At 41.5% G+C, this 16738-nt stretch carries 14 protein-coding genes; 9 read left to right on the top strand and 5 right to left on the bottom strand.

The genetic code is table 11. The features are described 5' to 3' along the window. The first annotated feature begins 297 nt into the window (after nucleotides 1-297). The 5 genes from P2W71_RS14130 to P2W71_RS14110 all read left to right on the top strand — a co-directional run bounded on the left by P2W71_RS14130 (nucleotide 298) and on the right by P2W71_RS14110 (nucleotide 6902). The gene (locus P2W71_RS14130; RefSeq protein WP_276371914.1) at nucleotides 298-1245 is read left to right on the top strand and encodes a hypothetical protein; all 948 of its coding nucleotides are present in this window, start codon (nucleotides 298-300) and stop codon (nucleotides 1243-1245) included. Between the two features lie 1376 nt (nucleotides 1246-2621). After that, on the top strand, nucleotides 2622-3305 hold the full coding sequence (locus P2W71_RS14125) for a hypothetical protein (protein ID WP_276371913.1): 684 nt from the start codon (nucleotides 2622-2624) through the stop codon (nucleotides 3303-3305). 953 nt (nucleotides 3306-4258) lie between these two features. Further along, the gene (locus tag P2W71_RS14120; protein WP_276371912.1) at nucleotides 4259-5089 is read left to right on the top strand and encodes a polysaccharide deacetylase family protein; all 831 of its coding nucleotides are present in this window, start codon (nucleotides 4259-4261) and stop codon (nucleotides 5087-5089) included. 235 nt (nucleotides 5090-5324) lie between these two features. Further along, nucleotides 5325-5606 carry a hypothetical protein gene (locus tag P2W71_RS14115; RefSeq protein ID WP_276371911.1) on the top strand — a complete coding sequence of 94 codons (282 nt, stop codon included), beginning with the start codon at nucleotides 5325-5327 and terminating at the stop codon, nucleotides 5604-5606. A 462-nt stretch (nucleotides 5607-6068) separates the two neighbouring features. Further along, nucleotides 6069-6902 (top strand): hypothetical protein, encoded by an 834-nt coding sequence (locus P2W71_RS14110; RefSeq protein WP_276371910.1) that lies wholly within the window; start codon nucleotides 6069-6071, stop codon nucleotides 6900-6902. Between the two features lie 320 nt (nucleotides 6903-7222). Here P2W71_RS14110 and P2W71_RS14105 read toward each other — a convergent pair whose 3' ends face one another. From P2W71_RS14105 to P2W71_RS14095, 3 genes are read right to left on the bottom strand one after another with little or no spacing between them, the layout of a single operon-like run. Continuing rightward, nucleotides 7223-7870, bottom strand: a complete 648-nt coding sequence (locus P2W71_RS14105) for a class I SAM-dependent methyltransferase (RefSeq protein WP_276371909.1) — start codon at nucleotides 7868-7870, stop codon at nucleotides 7223-7225. Between the two features lies 1 nt (nucleotide 7871). Then, nucleotides 7872-8879, bottom strand: a complete 1008-nt coding sequence (locus P2W71_RS14100) for an NAD(P)-dependent alcohol dehydrogenase (RefSeq protein ID WP_276371908.1) — start codon at nucleotides 8877-8879, stop codon at nucleotides 7872-7874. Then, the gene (locus tag P2W71_RS14095; protein WP_276371907.1) at nucleotides 8876-9421 is read right to left on the bottom strand and encodes an alpha/beta hydrolase; all 546 of its coding nucleotides are present in this window, start codon (nucleotides 9419-9421) and stop codon (nucleotides 8876-8878) included. Before P2W71_RS14095 ends, P2W71_RS14100 begins: the two co-directional genes overlap by 4 nt. A gap of 454 nt (nucleotides 9422-9875) precedes the next feature. Here P2W71_RS14095 and P2W71_RS14090 point away from each other — a divergent pair, with 454 nt between their 5' ends. Together P2W71_RS14090 and P2W71_RS14085 are read left to right on the top strand one after the other, a co-directional pair. Continuing rightward, nucleotides 9876-11081, top strand: coding sequence for a PQQ-dependent sugar dehydrogenase (locus P2W71_RS14090; protein WP_276371906.1), 1206 nt, complete (start codon nucleotides 9876-9878; stop codon nucleotides 11079-11081). Nucleotides 11082-11212: 131 nt separating this feature from the next. Beyond that, entirely contained in the window at nucleotides 11213-11581 is a 369-nt protein-coding gene (locus tag P2W71_RS14085) for a nuclear transport factor 2 family protein (protein WP_276371905.1), read from the top strand. 143 nt (nucleotides 11582-11724) lie between these two features. On the opposite strand, the gene P2W71_RS14080 is transcribed toward P2W71_RS14085, so the two are convergent. Beyond that, nucleotides 11725-12099, bottom strand: coding sequence for a TfoX/Sxy family protein (locus P2W71_RS14080; RefSeq protein WP_276371904.1), 375 nt, complete (start codon nucleotides 12097-12099; stop codon nucleotides 11725-11727). Nucleotides 12100-12269: 170 nt separating this feature from the next. Beyond that, entirely contained in the window at nucleotides 12270-13142 is an 873-nt protein-coding gene (locus P2W71_RS14075) for an alpha/beta hydrolase (RefSeq protein ID WP_276371952.1), read from the bottom strand. 1081 nt (nucleotides 13143-14223) lie between these two features. Between P2W71_RS14075 and P2W71_RS14070 the strand changes: the two genes are divergently transcribed. Together P2W71_RS14070 and P2W71_RS14065 are read left to right on the top strand one after the other, a co-directional pair. Continuing rightward, nucleotides 14224-16032, top strand: a complete 1809-nt coding sequence (locus P2W71_RS14070; protein WP_276371903.1) for a hypothetical protein — start codon at nucleotides 14224-14226, stop codon at nucleotides 16030-16032. Further along, nucleotides 16029-16727 (top strand): hypothetical protein, encoded by a 699-nt coding sequence (locus P2W71_RS14065; RefSeq protein ID WP_276371902.1) that lies wholly within the window; start codon nucleotides 16029-16031, stop codon nucleotides 16725-16727. The genes P2W71_RS14070 and P2W71_RS14065 overlap by 4 nt, the downstream gene beginning before the upstream one ends. Nucleotides 16728-16738: the final 11 nt, after the last annotated feature.

The raw sequence follows: 16738 nt of genomic DNA, 5'->3' as shown, positions 1-16738 counted from the left end.
GGTGAGCGGGATTTATCGGTGCATAGTATTTTTTGGTTTAAGCATCTATATGATTTTAACCTTTAATCCATTTTATTTCTACGGACAGAACCCAACTGAGATGGCATAGCCGGCACCACCAGAAAACCACTTTCCTTTCGTCAATAAAAGCGGGTATTTGATACACCCTTGGCCTCCCTTAGTCAATCTGATTTCTTGCTTCTTATCGGCTTGATACTTTTGAGCAAGTGCAAGTACATAACTCCATTTTACTGCGCACATGAAACTGAACTTTGAAACAGATAAAGCTTAAGAAATATGAAAATGATCAGCCTAATATTAATTGTCGCCTTAGCAGGTGCTTCAAACATTGACTTAAAGAGCCAAAGTATCACGAAGACCTTAGATGATTCACGAATAGAACTGGAAGCGATAAACAGTAGGATAGAGCAGTTATACGTAACGGAAGATGTGAAAGCTTTGACAAGCTTATATGCCAGTCAGTTTACTTTTTTTCCTGAGTATAAGCCTGCCATTTTTGAAAGTAAAGCGTTGAATAAATTTTTTAAGGACTGGTTTGCGGCTGGAGATGTTAAGATATACAAGAAAAAAATATATGCAGTGGAGGTCTATGCTGATCATTTGCTGGAATTAGGCACTTTTAGTTTTCATTACGCATCCCTTAAAACTCCGCAAGGTGAATACAAAGGAAATTATATGGTCTTATGGAAGAGTGACAACGATGGAAAATTGAGAATTATATCAGAAACATTTGGAGCTGATAAATATATTGAGCCTGAAGTTGTGCCGTATGCGGATGTTCTGGTAGATGAAACCAACTTCACAGCAATAGATAATGTGAATAAGAAATTGGTTGCTGAAATTGAAGAATTTGACGCAGGGGTGTTAAACGCCGTAGCGAATGGTGATGGAAATGCGAGAGCTGGCGGATTTACAAAAGATGCAATCCTTATGTCAAATTTTGATTCGATTCGGGTGGGCATGGAGAATATCAGACCAAAAATGCTCAAAACCTATACGCCAAATATCTCCTTTAATGTAAAGCACTATTATAATAGGATACATGATCTTGGGGATTATGTTTTTGTGGTTGGTCAATATAAAGGCGGGTGGGGCGATTCAACTAACGGAGGAAGGTTTGAAGGTAACATGTCTAATCTTTTGAAAAAAACAAAAAATGGAAAGTTATTGATGCATAGACAAGCTGGAAACAGGGACAGGGCGCTAGTGCTTTTTAATAATTAATCATCTGCTAATGATTATTTCAATAATCCTGAATTATCCGCAACTCGCTGTTTGAAAAATATCGGCCTCTAAGCATCCAATGCAAAGCCACACAATCGAACACGCAATTAACACTTCACATTTGTTAAGTGGTCCTTTATAATAAGGTCTTAGCCAATAACATGAAGGCAGAATATTTTCTTCTTCCTTACCATAATTCAATATTCTATATTGACCTATTTACGATGGTTCAGTGTAAATTAGTAGTTCGGTTTTCCAAATTACCTTTGATGCTGTGAAACGCTTCGACCACCCGCCATTGATTATGCCTGCAAGCGCAAGACAAGACACAACACAAACGACTTGACAATGAACACAGATTTGATATTCGTAGTGACAGTTATATCAATGTTGTTAATTGTATTTATTGGTTTTCTAATTAAATGTGTTGGACTCTTTAGCTATGAGACAAAGAAGGATCAGGATGAATATAACGACTGGTTAAAAAGAGAGGGAAAAAAGAAAACAATATCAACGATTATAGTGATCTTTTTCTTATTGTTCTGTTTAGTGTTTTCATTAATGAATTTTTAGACTGAAGTAATGAAAGACGTTGGATACTCTTACATCAACGTCTAAACCACTGCATTTCACTTTCCCTTTTTATGAAAAATTCAAAGCAATTTCGCATAAATAATTAACAAAAAGAAGTTTTTTGAATGCCCCAATTTTCGAGGGAGCTTACACTTAAAGCAATACCGACAAACTGACAATGTTTTTTTGACGATGTACTTGACCACGACCTTATTTGCAAGCAGGGCTCAAAATAATATTTAAAAACAGACAACCGAAGACATGCGTCGTTATGGTAACCTGTGTCGTGTTCTAGCCCCTTGAGTTGCCTGCTAATTATCAGATTGCAAGCGTGACATCATCAGCGACATAAATTTTGAGGCAGTGAGTGGCCGCCAGAAAAAAAGTAATTACAGCGCAAGCTTGCAGATCAGGGTTGCTATCACGTTTTGTTTTCTTAATTTCGTTCAACAACGTGGGACAGCGACGCGTTTCGAAAACCCAAGCCGTCATAAATATTCGCACGTTTAAAGACGTGGTTTTTGTTATGAAGGAAGGAGAGGTGATTAAAAATATTCGTAAACGCCAATGTAAAGCCACACAATCGAACACGCAATTGGCATTTCACATTTGTTAAGCGGTCCTTGGTTTATTATTTTAAGATTTTAACAGGAAGGCAGAATATTGTATTCTTCCTTATGATAATTCAATATTGTGAGTTGACCTATTTTACGATGCCGAGGAGATTGATTCCTGGCTTTTGAATACAAAGCTTTTTTGATACTAATTTACGAACGATAAAAAATTTGCATAAGACTTCCATCATGAAAAGCAATTTTATTTCGCTGTCATTATTGGCAATTTCTTTTACTTGTTATAGTCAAACTGAGAAAAAGTTATTTCCACTGAAAGGAACGGAAGGGCTGATGGCTGTTCATGTCAAGATACAAGCATCGGATCACGAGGGCAAAAAATCGGTGATGGTGGTCGACACTGCCCAAGGCATAACCTCAGAGTTGAAGTATGCAAAACTCAGAGAGCTGACCTTTCATAATGGCACGATAGAAGTGGAGTTAGCAGGTAAGCCCAAAAATACTGCAGTGGAAGCAGCACGGGGTTTTGTGGGAATAGCTTTTCGAATAAACGGAGGCGATACAAAGTTTGAGTGCATCTACCTACGCCCAACCAACGGAAGAGCAGAAGACCAGGTGCGTAGGAACCATTCCGTTCAGTACATCTCCTATCCAGACTATTCATGGGAAAGATTGCGCAAAGAAACACCAGGGAAATATGAGTCGTATGTAGACCTGGAGGTTGGCAAGTGGACAAAAGTAAAAATTGTTGTACACGATGGCACGGCAAAGCTTTATGTTCATGAGGCGAAACAGCCATCACTTATCGTTTCAGATTTAAAGCATGGCGAACGTGAGAGAGGAGCTATCGGATTATGGGTGGGTTCTGGTACAGAAGCGCACTTTAGAAACCTAATTGTTATACCCCGTGACTAAACTACCGCTTACAAATTTTCTAATTTGGATTGCGGTAGATGTTTATATACGAAGGTGGGTAATAACTTTTTAGGCAGAATGCATATTAAAGTTGCTGTCAAGTTTAGTCTTTATTAATTCCTTCAGCAACTTGCGACAGGAATGCATATCTAAAAAATCAAGCTGTAGACATAAACGTTGGCCCTCGGACAAATTTGACTACTAAGATGGAGAGCGACAGGACAGTTTTTTATGCATTCAAGTATCTCCCATTTGTCGTGGGACTTTTCTTTATAACGACTCCCTTAACCGCACATGTAGACCCGGGGCACGCTACATCCAATGGAGAACCGGGCCACCTAACTTGTCATTGTGTCGTTAAGCAATCAAAACATTAAAATCACAAAGGGTGACAAAGTAATTGAGGCAACTTGGCTGGACGTAGAGACGGTAAAAAGGTTGCCGGCAACTTTCCGCCTCTTTACAAACTGAGACTTAAAACCTACGAGGTCTACTTTTATTCAACGCGACAACATCGGGAACGCAGTTTATGGTCTTCATATGGACTGGAGTGACATGGGACAATAGATAAAAAAGAAAAAAGAAAGAGTTTTGAAATTTAAAAAACCAACAATGACCAGATTCATAATAAAGATTGGGCTCTTCTTGTTCTTTGTGTTCTCTTCATTACTTGTGATAATTTACATTGGGCTACTTTACGACAAAATAACAAGACCGACATTCAAAAATATGAATGACAGAGATGTTATATGGTTTGGCCTTATAGCTTTAGCGTTAGCAATGTTGGACTTTTTAATAATAAGAAGATTTCTTCGTAAACTAAAAAAGTGAGCACTAACGGCAACAAACCGCCAATAAAGGTTCGTGTGGCCGGCACGTTAAGCCCGTGTTGCACCAGAGCTTTCAGTAGCGGTGACTATATTTACCGGGAACAAACGAAAAAGTGAAATTATATGAGACGACTTCTACTTTTAGCATTAGTTTTTAAGGCCCTTGTTAGTTATAGCCAAACTTCTGGTTTAACGAACCGGGAGAATAAGGCGATCATTTGCCTCACGTATGATGATGCTTTAGATTCTCAACTTTCAATAGCAATTCCCCAACTAGACTCTACAGGACTAAAAGGAACGTTCTTCTTAAACTCTATACAAGGGACATCGGGGATATTAGGAAAAGGCTCACCTGCATTTTATGGCTGGAGAAAAGCTGCTCAGAATGGACACGAACTCGCTAATCATACATTGTTTCATTCCTGCCCGGAGAAATTTGGATGGAAAAAGGAAGAAGCAATTGAGAGCTACAACGTCGAAAAAATTCTCAAAGAAATTGAAGTGATGAACTTATATCTTGAGCAAATTGACCAAAAAACTGGTCAAAGATCCTTCGCTTTCCCTTGTAATAATGTGACGGTAAATGGTGTTGATTACTCTACAAAGTTGAAGGAACTCCATCTCATAAATTATGCACGGGGTGGAGGAGACAAACTAAGTGTTGTTGCAGATCTAGATAAAATGAATATGATGCAGGTTCCAAGCTGGCATGTTCAGGAAGGAACAGGCCTCAATGACCTAATAGAATTTGCGGAGAAAGTGAAAGCAGTTAACGGGTTAGGAGTCTTTCAGTTTCATGGCATAGGTGGACCACTTTTTAAAATTTCAAGTGAAACGCATAGAGGATTTTTGAAGTACTTAAAGGACCATGAGAACGATTATTTGGTTTCAACTTTTGCCGACGCTATGGCAATAATTCAAAAAAGGGTTGAAATGAAACTGAAGAAGAAATAGTAGTACACCAGCTGCTAATTGAATGGAGGGGCCACCGGATTTACTGATGTAATTTTAAATTAATCTAACAGTTCGGCTAACTTAAAAGTGAGTACAATAAGTTAAACCCTTTACAACTGTCAGAAAATTGAGTACCGAACGAAGTCATCTGTTCCATTTTTTTAAAATTTAAGGTTTCTGTTTTATTTGATTCGTTCTGCGCTGTTACCTGGCCATGCCGCCAGCGCAAACATGAGTGTTAACAAAAATTTTGTTCATCAGCACCGGCTTTTCTCTTTCCTTCGATAACAAAGCCACTATGCCGATCACAGACTACAGTGAATCAAAGCTTGACGTTTTGATTCCGGCTTACCTCGCATTTCTCGAAAAACTACGTGGACGCAAGTCGCATACTAGCCGGGCAAAGATTGCCGCACTATCCATGGCGTCTCCGGCTTTACCGAGTATCCAGGAGGTTGCGGGGCAATTAACTACAACGTTCGAACCTTTCAGCGGATGCTTGCCAAGGAAAAGATGAGCTATAGGAGTCTATTGGAAGAATTGAAATGTAAATTAAGCAGGCTCTTGCTGAAGCATAACAGCTTTACCGTATCAGACATTTCAGCGATACTTGGACATTCAGAGCCAACCGCATTCGTACGTGCATTTAACAGATGGCAGGGAATATCACCTTTTAAATACCGGTGGTCAGCGCTTTCATAACTGAACTTTCTCGGGTTCTTTAAAGACGCCATGCAACGGGAGCAGGTGCATAGCTGTGATCTTATGGATAAAATTATTACAGACTTGTCGTTGTATGGGATGATGGTTTGTAATCAAACTCCGTCTGCATAGCTCAATTTCGCTATCGAATAGCGTTAAATTAAAAATGTTACATACGTGTCAGCATATGGGAAATATGTGCTAACCGGCCAGCGCAAAAATCAGCGAACGTTGCACCACAAACAAACAAACAAAAAAAGAAATGAAAATTAGCGTAATGAAAAACAAATTGTGGTTAGCTGGTATTATTCTAATCAGCTTCATGTTCATGCAATGTCAGCAGGAGGAAAGTGATGCCCTTCCTCACGATCATCAAGATCATGCACAAGATCATCCAAAGATTGTTTCTGTGCCCACCAAGGATGTACCGGAGATGAGTTTTCCAGAACCTGAAGAAGCAAACTCACCAATTATTGATGACAAAAAGGTAAATGAGACGCAACAGATCTTTCCGGAGTCAGGCAGAGCGATTGGCAACGGTAAAACGCAAGCTTTTGATTACGTGGATTTCGATGATCCGATTGCCCTAAACTGGATACCGGATCAAGCGAAATTTACGTTTGCGACTTCACCGTTTTACATTCAAGCAGTAGGAAGTGTCTGGTTCCACGTAAAGGAGAATAATGGCAATGGGTACAATCCAGATTTTACTAGCGACTATGGCCATTACCATCTCGGCTACCAGAATTTTGTTCCAATTTTTAATTGGACCAACCAAACTGTATGGAAAGTGATCAATGGCCAGCCAATCTTGGTACAGCCTCTCCTGGAACCTAGAACGGTATCCAGCCATTATGGAAATCAATGGATAAAAATATATGCTTACGATTATAATAGCAGCCAAATTCCTTTCGAGTTCTGGGGAATCAAAGTTATCAATGGCCCGATCCAGGTTTGGATGCAGAAGCTGGATGGAAGCTGGAGCAAGTGGTCCAGTTTAGGAGAAGCCACCTGGTCGTTTGATTATGCGCGACACGTAAAACAGATCTTGATCTCAGGTGTTGGTAGTGATTCCTATACGATCGACAACATTAAGGTAAAAAAGCCCTAAGGATAGGAAAATCAGGCGAGCTTGATAAGCTGTGTTCACATGCACCTACATCGTTCTGGTTATTTATACCGGAACGATGTTTTTTAATATTCCGACATGGGTTATCTCGAAATGTTTTTCACAAGGTTGTACAAGTTGTGCGGATAAAGCTTTTTACAATATGCAAGTCCCATTACCTTGGACACTATGGTTGCCATTTGAGGACATGCTTATTCGCCAAAAACTGAACCATGTTATTTCATAGTTACGGTTGACTTTGGGGATCTGCAGTGACTTTACGGTAAAAACAAATAGAATGAAGGCTAACGTCGCCAAAATGATTACACAACGTCAGACTTCTGGGCCCAAACATAAGCTCGTTTAGTGGCATACTCGACTTCAGGATAGGGAAGTCGTTCCACTGTGTCGATGATGCTAAAGTTGTTGTCGACAAGGAGTTTCAGGATCCGGTCAGTCTGCAGGAAGTGCAAATCAATATCAATATCGATACCGTTGGCATTATCAAAATGTACCGTCTCTTCTCCCACATGGAATGAGAATAAAAAATGTGCACCTTTTTTCAACACGCGATTAACTTCCTTAAATGCTTGGTCGATCTGCTGGTAATCAAAATGTACAATGGCATAAAATGCAACTGCGGACGCAAAATGGTTTACGTCATAGGGTAAGGAAAGGAGGTCGCCTGTCTCGAATTTGATGTAAGGAAAAATTCTTCGGGCGACATTCACCATTCCCGGGGAAATATCAATGCCGACAATATCCTTGACACCAGCGTCAAACAAAAACTTGGTTGTCTGTCCCGGACCGCAGCCAAAGTCAGCACATGTACCCAGGTCTTTATTAAGCCGTGAAAACTCTCTCAAAATCATTTGATCAAAATGCTTTTTAGTAAGTTCATCGATGCGTGTAGCTGCATAGCTTTCAGCGGTAGCATTATAGGTCTTTATAATTTTCTCTGGAGGCTGCATTTTAATCCGTATGTTGTAATATCAATCTTATCGGAACTTTCCCTGTTTTCACAAGATCAATGGCTTCATTGATCTTGGAAAATGTCATTACATCCGCAATGGCTTGAATATTATGCTTCGCTGAAAACGCTAACATGTTCATCATATCCTTGCGACTTCCTGTATAATTGCCATAGATAGTTCGCTGGGCGTAATCATATAACAATCCCAGATTAACGTACACTTTATTCAAAGGCTGCGCCACGACACAAAACTTACCCTGAGGTGCAAGCATTCGCAAATATGAATTCAAATCAAAGTCAACGTTTAATGTTGAAAGGATAAAATCAAATTTCCGGTGGTAATCTGTCTTGTTATTAACGGTTGCGCTATCTACAAGTTTTCCCCCTAGACTCCGAATCATCTCTCTTTTTTCCGGCGTGCGCGAAAAAGCTGAAACTTCGTGTCCCATTTTATGAAGAAATTGAATCGCTAAGTGACCTAAACCACCAATTCCCAAAACAGCCACCTTTGAATTTCGGGCAAGGTTTGCACGAAGGATTGCCGAGTATACGGTGAGGCCGGAAGATAACAGCGGGACTGATCTAACGGAATCAAGATTCAATGGAATCTTAAACGCAAATCTCCAATCCACGACAATGTGTTTGGCCAATCCGCCAGGCAAATCAACACCTACTACCTTTTGTTTTAAACAAAATTGCTCGTTGCCATCCCTGCAAGGTTGACATTTAAAACAGGCATTGAGCTGATATCCAACACCGACACGGTCGCCATTTTTCAAGCCTATCACATGCGAACCCGTTTGTTCAACTGTTCCTATGATCTCATGACCTGGAATCAATGGAAATTTGGAATCGCCCCATTCATTGTTCATCATCTGCACGTCGCCCGATGCAAGAGAACAATGCGATATTTTAATCAATACATCATGCTTCCCAATTCTTCTTTCATAAGCGAATGGTTCTACGTTACCGCCGGGATGCTTTACAGCATATGCCTGTATTTTCATATTGATTTAATATCGTTAGCAACAATGGTTAAGTCATTGTTAAATTGATGTCCTCCAACTGAAATTTCGCGGAAGGAAGCCCATGGAAGGTGATGCCTATAAATAGTCAGGTGACCGAATGGTACTTCCTCATCATCACGGCAGTGATAAAAAAACAGCGGCGTTTTCTTATCAAGTTGTTTTGCGAAGTTGGGCCGCAGTTTAAACGCTTCAACCCAATCTTCTTTTCCATTCCAAAAGGGCGTCGCTAAAAGAAAAATACCTGCCACTTTTTTTCTGATCTTATTTTCAGATAGGCATGCCAGCAACATGGAAGCCCCCAGTGAATGGGCAAGCAAAATGATGTTATCTTCACTTGTGGAAATTTCTTCGCTGATCTGTTTGCGTCTCCCGAGGTCGGGAGTTCCGTCGTTATCCAATAGCGGATAGTGAACAGTGTATCCTGAACCCAGCTTAACTTTAAGCGATTCGACAAGTTTTGCGTCGGCTTCATAGTCTTCTTTAGAACCGCCTCCGTGAAAGAACGTTAAATGTTTTTGCATATCGAGCTATAGCATTACCTTTTAAAATTACTTTTTCCAGCTAAAAGAAGATAGGGTGTATTGCGACAAGTTACGGGCTAAGCGTGACGCACGAGGGCAGGGCGTAATCGTTGATAGCGTTATTGCCAACATGCGAATAGTCGGATATGTCATTGAATGTTGTAATCAAAAATAGATACGTGGAATTGCAATCCTAAATGTCGTGCTGGCCTGGCGTAGATGATCGTCGCAATCTGACATGATGAGTTTGTCGTTTATCCTTAAGCAAGTGTAACGTGGCGGTAAGAAAAAAATTAGTGTCACAATCAACAGTATTTTATATTTTACTCACCAAAAAAAACCAACTTCGCTCAACTTTGTTGAAAGGATTGAGAAAGCGGAATTTAAGAAACACTTGTGAGGCAACATGCCTCCATAACAAACTAAACACTACTCGTAAAATAAATTAATAAGCATGAAGAAAATAATTTTTGTTTTGTCATTTGGAACTGTCCTTTTATTCGGATCTATCGTATCGAAGGCGCAACAAGCAACGGCAGGGGTGTCTGTCGAGACGAAGAAGCCAAATTCAGACTATAAGCCTGCTTTTGAGGGGCAGACCCGTATCGCTGCTGTTACCACCAAAACGCCCTATGAGGGGAAAGTGTTAACTAGCTCACTGCGTTTACCTTGGGGTATTACATCGCTCCCGGACGGTAGATTTATCATCACAGAAAAAGCAGGTGCCATAAAAATTGTATCAGCCGCCGGCGCTGTGGGCGAACCCATTAACGGTGTTCCCAAGGTTAATAGCGCAGGGCAAGGTGGGTTGCTGGGTATTTGTCTTGATCCTGCATTCAAAAACAACAGGATGGTATACTGGGCGTTTTCCGAACCACTTGACGAGGGCACTGTAACTTCCGTCGCGAAAGGCAAGTTGTCTGCCGACGAAAAGACGCTGGAAAATGTTACTGTAATTTACCGTGCACTGCCCGTTTACAAAGGGACACTTCACTATGGAGGCCGGGTTATTTTTTCAAAAGATGGTAATCTGTTTTTATCGACTGGAGAACGGTCTGATATCGAGACACGTCCTCAAGCACAGGACCTCAACTCCGGACTTGGAAAGATCATTCGCATTACCACGGATGGTAAGCCTGCAAGTGGTAATCCGTTTGCTGGTAAGGCGAGACCGGAATTGTATTCATATGGTCATCGTAACGTACAAGGAATTGCTTTCCATCCCACGACGGGAGATTTGTGGGAAGCCGAATTCGGACCACGAGGAGGAGATGAAATCAATCGCGTAGAAGCTGGTAAAAATTATGGTTGGCCGACCATTACCTATGGAATTGAATACCGTGGGGATAAGATTGGCGATGCAATTCAACAAAAGGAAGGAATGGAACAACCCGTGTATTATTGGGACCCGGTCATTTCCCCCAGTGGAATTACATTCTATGATGGATCAGGAATAGCTGAATGGAAAAATAATTTATTTGTTGCTGCCTTAAGCGGCATGCACATTTGTCGCCTGGTCATTGAAAACAACAAAGTTACTGGTGAAGAAAGACTTTTATCGGATGAGAAACAACGTTTCAGAGACATCACACAAGGAATTGATGGAGCGTTGTATGCCATAACAGATCAGGGAAAATTATATCGGATTGGTAAGAAGTAAAGGAATTTTTGATTTGAATTCTTCAGGGTAGGAGACTGGTGCATTGCAGTTCAATCCTCATGATTTGAACTGTAATGCAGCCAGCTGCCAGATCACAGAAGTTCTTAAAGACTTGTTTCCGTAATATCACAATGGCTGAGAATAACAAAGAAATATTACAAAAGGCAAATGCAGCTATCATTGCTGGTAACAATGAGGGGTTTCTCTCGTTCTGCACGGACGACACGGAATGGACTTTTGTGGGTGACCAAACGCTACGGGGTAAAGAAGCAGTTCGCCAGTGGATGGCAACGAACTACAAAGAGCCGCCAAAATTTAACGTTTCTAACTTAATTGCAGAGGGCAATTTTGTTACGGCGCTTGGCAACATAACAATGAAGTCTGACAATGGCAAGGACGAGGATTACTTGTATTGCGACGTCTGGCAATTTCGAGACAGCAAGATTGTAGCGTTAACGGCCTTCGTTATTAAGTCAGTCGTTCAAGGAGAAAAACAATAGCGCTTCGCCATTCTTGTTTTGATGCTTCAAAATATAGTTCGTTCGCTATGGAACTTCATCAGCAGAAGCTATATCCGCATTTATTCATTCGTTGCTTAATTTCTCCTCTTTGAGAAAGTCAATCAAAATCAAAAGCTGCGGTGTCAGGATTTTGCTCTCTTTCTTGAAGGAGCTTTTTTCGTTTTTGATGCCTTGGCTTTCTTATTAAAATCAAGACATAACTTCATCCAGTATTCAAAATTTGTCCTCGATTTATATCCCTCTTCGCTAACATAGCAGTAGCCTTTGAGTTGTTTTCCTTTCATGACCATTGGTAAAAAGCCTACGCGTTCCGCTACTTCATTTTCCAGTTCAGGATCAAATCGACACATCAGATTTTCGTGGCTTACATTTACGCACATTTTCCCATTCACTAAAAATGCAAGTCCACTGAACATCGGCTTTTCTTCCACTTTCATTTTCGGGACATTTTCAAGATATGTTCTGATGCGGTCCGCGAGCTTGGTACTATAGGCCATTGACGTTACTTTAATTTTGACATTAAATTAAAACATCAAAGTCTTAAAGCAAGGCCTTCAAAAAAGACACAACCAGTTGATTGTGGTTGTGTCCTTTCGGGAGATAGCCATATTAGATTACCTTTCAGAGAATGCGCAACTCGTATACATGATCCCGTTAGATAACGCGATCACTTAGCTGGCTTGGCAACGAGAAAGTCGTTAACCTCTAGCCAGTGCATGAAAGCATCGAACCAGCGATTACTTGTCCGGTCGGGATTGCCGAGGCCAAAGCCGTGTCCGCCATTCTGGTAAAGGTGAAATTCGACTGGCCGCCCTGCCTTGAACCACGATTCAACGACGCCAAACTGACCACGGAATAGAAAGTCGTCAGAGGCTATCACATTGAACATTGGTGGAGCATTCTTCGGCACCTCGACAGGCCCCATGCCTCCATAGATCGGACCGATGAAGTCGAGTTGCATAGTCTTGGAGTGAAGAGTCGAATGCATGGTGAGGCCGGCACCAGCTGAAAAGCCGATCATACCAAACCGACTTGTATCGACACCCCACTCGGCCGCACGCTTGACGATCATGGCATAGGCTGCCTCAGCATCTTCGAGCTGGTTAGACAGGTCCATGCGTGGCGGACCAGCTGGAGCAGCAGTTCCGGAAGGCGGCGGCGTTGCCGCAGCGAAAGTTCTATTCATGGACTCTTTAAATCCATCGAGTGACTCGGGGGTGGGATGGAGTCTGTATTTAAGCACGAAGGCAGCGATGCCCTTGTCTGCTAGCGCTTGCGCAACTTCCCAGCCTTCATTTCCTAACGACAACCATCTAAAGCCGCCGCCGGGTGCCACGATTACAGCTGCGCCATTCGCCTTGCCCTTCTTGGGAAGGAATGGGGTGAGGGTAGCTTTGGAAATATTCCGCGCCATCGGATCGCCCCATTGGCGGAACCAGGTTTCAGGTGCGGGCTGGTTGTCAACGCCGCCTGTGTTGAGTGGGATAGCGTTCGGTTCAGCAGGAGCATCGAGTGGATAAATCGTTCCGTCCTGCGCCATGGCAAAGGTACTGGTGAAAAGTAGGGAAACGAGAATTGCTGTTTTAGTCAGCTTGGTAAATAAATTGGGCATAGTAAGATGGTTTTGGGTTCAAACGATGTAGATACAATATTAAAAAGTGTCGTCTGAATCCTTTATTGAAATTAAATGTATTCGACACACTTCTTCAGATTGTCGGCGCTTTTGTGGTTTTGGCCGATTGTATGAGATTTTTTTGTTTGATTGCGTGATGCGAGGTGAAGCAAGTTTGTTTGTGTTCCGATTAGGATTGTTAGTATTGAAGGGTATCTCACATTGAGATAGGTTCTTTCCTTAAAACGAAAAGATTAGTTCTTGGGCTTTTTGAAAAGGAGGGGAACAGATAACATCCAGTCTGTGGCAACTTCTTCTGCATACCAATGACCTTGATATTGAAGGTCTGCCTTACGTTCAATGTCGCCGTCACTAGCGCGAGCGTTGTGATCGGCCTTGCGGGTGGCTCACTTGTGAATACCAGGATTTTAATTTTTAGACGTCTGATGTTCACTAATCCCATTGCCTCAAAAAATGGATGCATACGGTCTCAATTTGGAACATGACGGCGTAGTGTATAGTTGTCTATACGTGGCGGATACCGAAGCGGCGATTTGCCTATACAAAACTTTGAAACAAACTTATCTTGTAGTCATACATTGTAATGGTTCGTGTTGTTTCAACAATTAATCGGGCATTAGGTCTTCTCTGGATCTGCGGCTTATATGTAGCAAATTGTCAATGTAAATTCAAAAAAGTGTCAATTACATTTATGATTTTGCTGGAAATCAATACCGAGTAAGGAAATTAATAAAAAATATAAAACACTTCGTTTTAGTATGAATATCACGTTCCTAAAACAATCTGTGCGATTTATTTGCATCTGTCGTTATTCTATAGATGCAAATAACGTTCGATATTTTCAAACATTACAAGTGCGCATGGCTGTCGAGTTGCAACATAGCTATGATTAATTGGTATTATTGTGCGGTTTGTATCTCCGATCGTGCTTTATTCAAAACATAAATTGTTTGTCCGTTGTCTGAATCCCAACGCTTTAATAGTCGTTGTGACACTGCTGCTCTATGGATGTTTCGAACCGGAAGGAGAAAACTTCGTCGTCGTGGATAAACCGTCCTTCGAGGGGTTGGAAATCAACCTTATCAATGCAAATTCGCCGGTCTATATCTACCGGCCGACCCACTTAACATATAAAATCGAACAGGATGGTTATCAACTGGTTCGCTTGGAAGGATACATTGATGGGATATCTATTATCGATCCAAAAAATCCGACAAGGCTATTAGTAGACCCCGCCAAATTTGCCAACGGAAGCCACACACTTGCAATTACTGCGGCTTTTGTAAATCAATCTGAAAGCCTGTCTTCGATTCTCGGCAAAGAGGAGAAGTTGATCAACAGGGACTTCGAAATTGTTGTTGATTTAGTGTTAGGTGATCCAGTCGAGATTAAATCAATTGAACCTGAAATGGGCACGCTCTATGTGCGATGGGACCCTCCGGAGAAATCAAACTTTCTCAATTATGAAGTAAAACGTTTTTTCAAAGACACAAACGGCCAGTGGGTAGAATACCATATGCCAAAACCATGGACCTTAGATGCAACAGCATTATACTTCCGCGATTCACTCTACATCGGCGGTGATGTTCGATACCGTGTGGACCTTTTGGGATACAAATCCACGCGGTCAGGGATTCATAAAGACACGCATTTCAAAACACTACAATTTGAAATTCAGCCAATTAGCGATGATCAAGTCGTTCTTAGGTGGCCGCCATCGCTGTTTTACAACAATATTACCACGGTATCGCTAGGCACGTACAACAAACCTGAGCAAAAATTCGAACCAAATCAATCTGGAGAAGTGACCATTGACACACCGTTCGGACACTCTACCGTGTATTACCTTTCTACTTTTGGTCGCTATAGTGATAAAGGATGGGCTGATCAATTTCATGTTTGGACCGGGGATAAATTGGAGTTTGATGGTATTTCATCGTTGGATACCTACGGCTTTCACCATTATGGTGCGCGCGAGATGTTAATCAGTGATAATTCTAAACCTGATGAAGCTCTTCTTGTGAATTCAGTGACAGGCTCGATCGATCGCCGTGTAGAATTTGAGGCATATTATCAGTCGGCCGGGCACCAGTGGTCTGCAGAGCATTCTATGTATGGAAAATCGTTTGATGGGAAGAATTTTTACTTATTTACCGGGATGGAAGTGATTCGATTCGATCAAAACATGGACTATTTGGAAACGATTGACTTTACTGCCATTAACTCCGGTTTTTCAATGTATGCGCATAGTATCGAAGTTTCCAATGATGGAGTGGCATGTTTCTACATTTCCGGACAAGTTGTTGGCGTGTTTGACCTACAAAAAAAGATCAAGATAACGCCATACTTGCAAGCCACTCCTGCACCCCCGCATATCTCGCCGAATTCAAAATTCTTTTTTAATGATGGGACACTATATACCATTGTCAATGATCAGTTGAGTCAGTTGATCTTGTTAAATGACCGGGCAAACATTCGGGACGCTGTTTTTTCAAGTAGTTCAGATCGCTTGTTTGTGGTTTACCGTACTGGCCACATGGATGTCATTGATCTCTCAACGCGCAATGTAGTGCAGACATTTAGCTTCCAGGGCAATTCGTTTTCCGGCGTATCGTATGATCCATTGACGGGTTATGTTGGCTTCGTTGTTGGTGACACTCAAACAACGTATTTGGTAATTGACCCTATTGGCAATTCATTGGTGAAGAGTTTGAAAGTCGCGTACCCATCTTACGAACAATTCCGACTGTTTAATAACGTCATTTATTCAACGCGGGGATTTGCTTTTCCTTTATGAGAATCAGTATAGTTATTATATTCCTGTCGATCTGTCTGCCTTCACAAGGTCAGAAGTTATCAGCTGGATTGGAATCTGGCTATGGGTTTTATAATATGAGTTCACTCCGGCAAAAGGAAACAATTGTTGGTGGAAATATTATTCCTTATAAAAATGTACAGAATTTTCCTGCAACACCTTTTGTACGAGGATTCGTTCGTGTTCAGATCCGAAACATATGGTCCACGGGGATGACGTTGGGATATCTGCGCACTGGAAGCAGGTCAGCGTACAGTGATTATTCTGGAACTGCATATCGTGACGTGGTTGTAAACGGTTTCCTAGCGGGATCGTCAAATCTCTTTCAGGTTTACACAACGGGCAACTACCTGGTCAACGCGCGTATCAACATTGGTGCGCTATTTAATTCAACGAATTTTCAACATAGCATAAATCTGCACGATCCGACCTATAGTGAGGACAGGAGGTCTAAGTTTACGTCTATAAATTCATACTTCTCATTTGGTGCAGACGTTTCACGAACGTTGGGACGATTCGCACTAGTACTCTTCGTTGAATACGAATTTAATGTGTCCGGTGAACCGAAGCTTAAATCGTCAATTTTTAGTACACCGCCTCCCGCAGACTTTGATGTTGATTGGAGCGGTGTTCGTGCCGGAGTTTCGTGCGCTTTTCAATTTCACAAAGAACCATGATGATAAGGGGA

Origin of the sequence: Chryseolinea sp. H1M3-3 (assembly GCF_029360725.1) — a bacterium.
GTDB lineage: Bacteria > Bacteroidota > Bacteroidia > Cytophagales > Cyclobacteriaceae > Chryseolinea.
The sequence above is the reverse complement of the archived record's forward strand: the minus strand, read 5'-3'. Positions and strand labels throughout refer to the sequence as shown.

What these genes read in the sequence shown, in the direction of transcription:
- P2W71_RS14130 (WP_276371914.1), top strand. Translation starts at nt 298, where the DNA reads ATGAAAATGATCAGCCTAATATTAATTGTCGCCTTAGCAGGTGCTTCA.
- P2W71_RS14125 (WP_276371913.1), top strand. Translation starts at nt 2,622, where the DNA reads ATGAAAAGCAATTTTATTTCGCTGTCATTATTGGCAATTTCTTTTACT.
- P2W71_RS14120 (WP_276371912.1), top strand. Translation starts at nt 4,259, where the DNA reads ATGAGACGACTTCTACTTTTAGCATTAGTTTTTAAGGCCCTTGTTAGT.
- P2W71_RS14110 (WP_276371910.1), top strand. Translation starts at nt 6,069, where the DNA reads ATGAAAAACAAATTGTGGTTAGCTGGTATTATTCTAATCAGCTTCATG.
- P2W71_RS14105 (WP_276371909.1), bottom strand. Translation starts at nt 7,870, where the DNA reads ATGCAGCCTCCAGAGAAAATTATAAAGACCTATAATGCTACCGCTGAA.
- P2W71_RS14100 (WP_276371908.1), bottom strand. Translation starts at nt 8,879, where the DNA reads ATGAAAATACAGGCATATGCTGTAAAGCATCCCGGCGGTAACGTAGAA.
- P2W71_RS14095 (WP_276371907.1), bottom strand. Translation starts at nt 9,421, where the DNA reads ATGCAAAAACATTTAACGTTCTTTCACGGAGGCGGTTCTAAAGAAGAC.
- P2W71_RS14090 (WP_276371906.1), top strand. Translation starts at nt 9,876, where the DNA reads ATGAAGAAAATAATTTTTGTTTTGTCATTTGGAACTGTCCTTTTATTC.
- P2W71_RS14085 (WP_276371905.1), top strand. Translation starts at nt 11,213, where the DNA reads ATGGCTGAGAATAACAAAGAAATATTACAAAAGGCAAATGCAGCTATC.
- P2W71_RS14080 (WP_276371904.1), bottom strand. Translation starts at nt 12,099, where the DNA reads ATGGCCTATAGTACCAAGCTCGCGGACCGCATCAGAACATATCTTGAA.
- P2W71_RS14075 (WP_276371952.1), bottom strand. Translation starts at nt 13,142, where the DNA reads ATGGCGCAGGACGGAACGATTTATCCACTCGATGCTCCTGCTGAACCG.
- P2W71_RS14065 (WP_276371902.1), top strand. Translation starts at nt 16,029, where the DNA reads ATGAGAATCAGTATAGTTATTATATTCCTGTCGATCTGTCTGCCTTCA.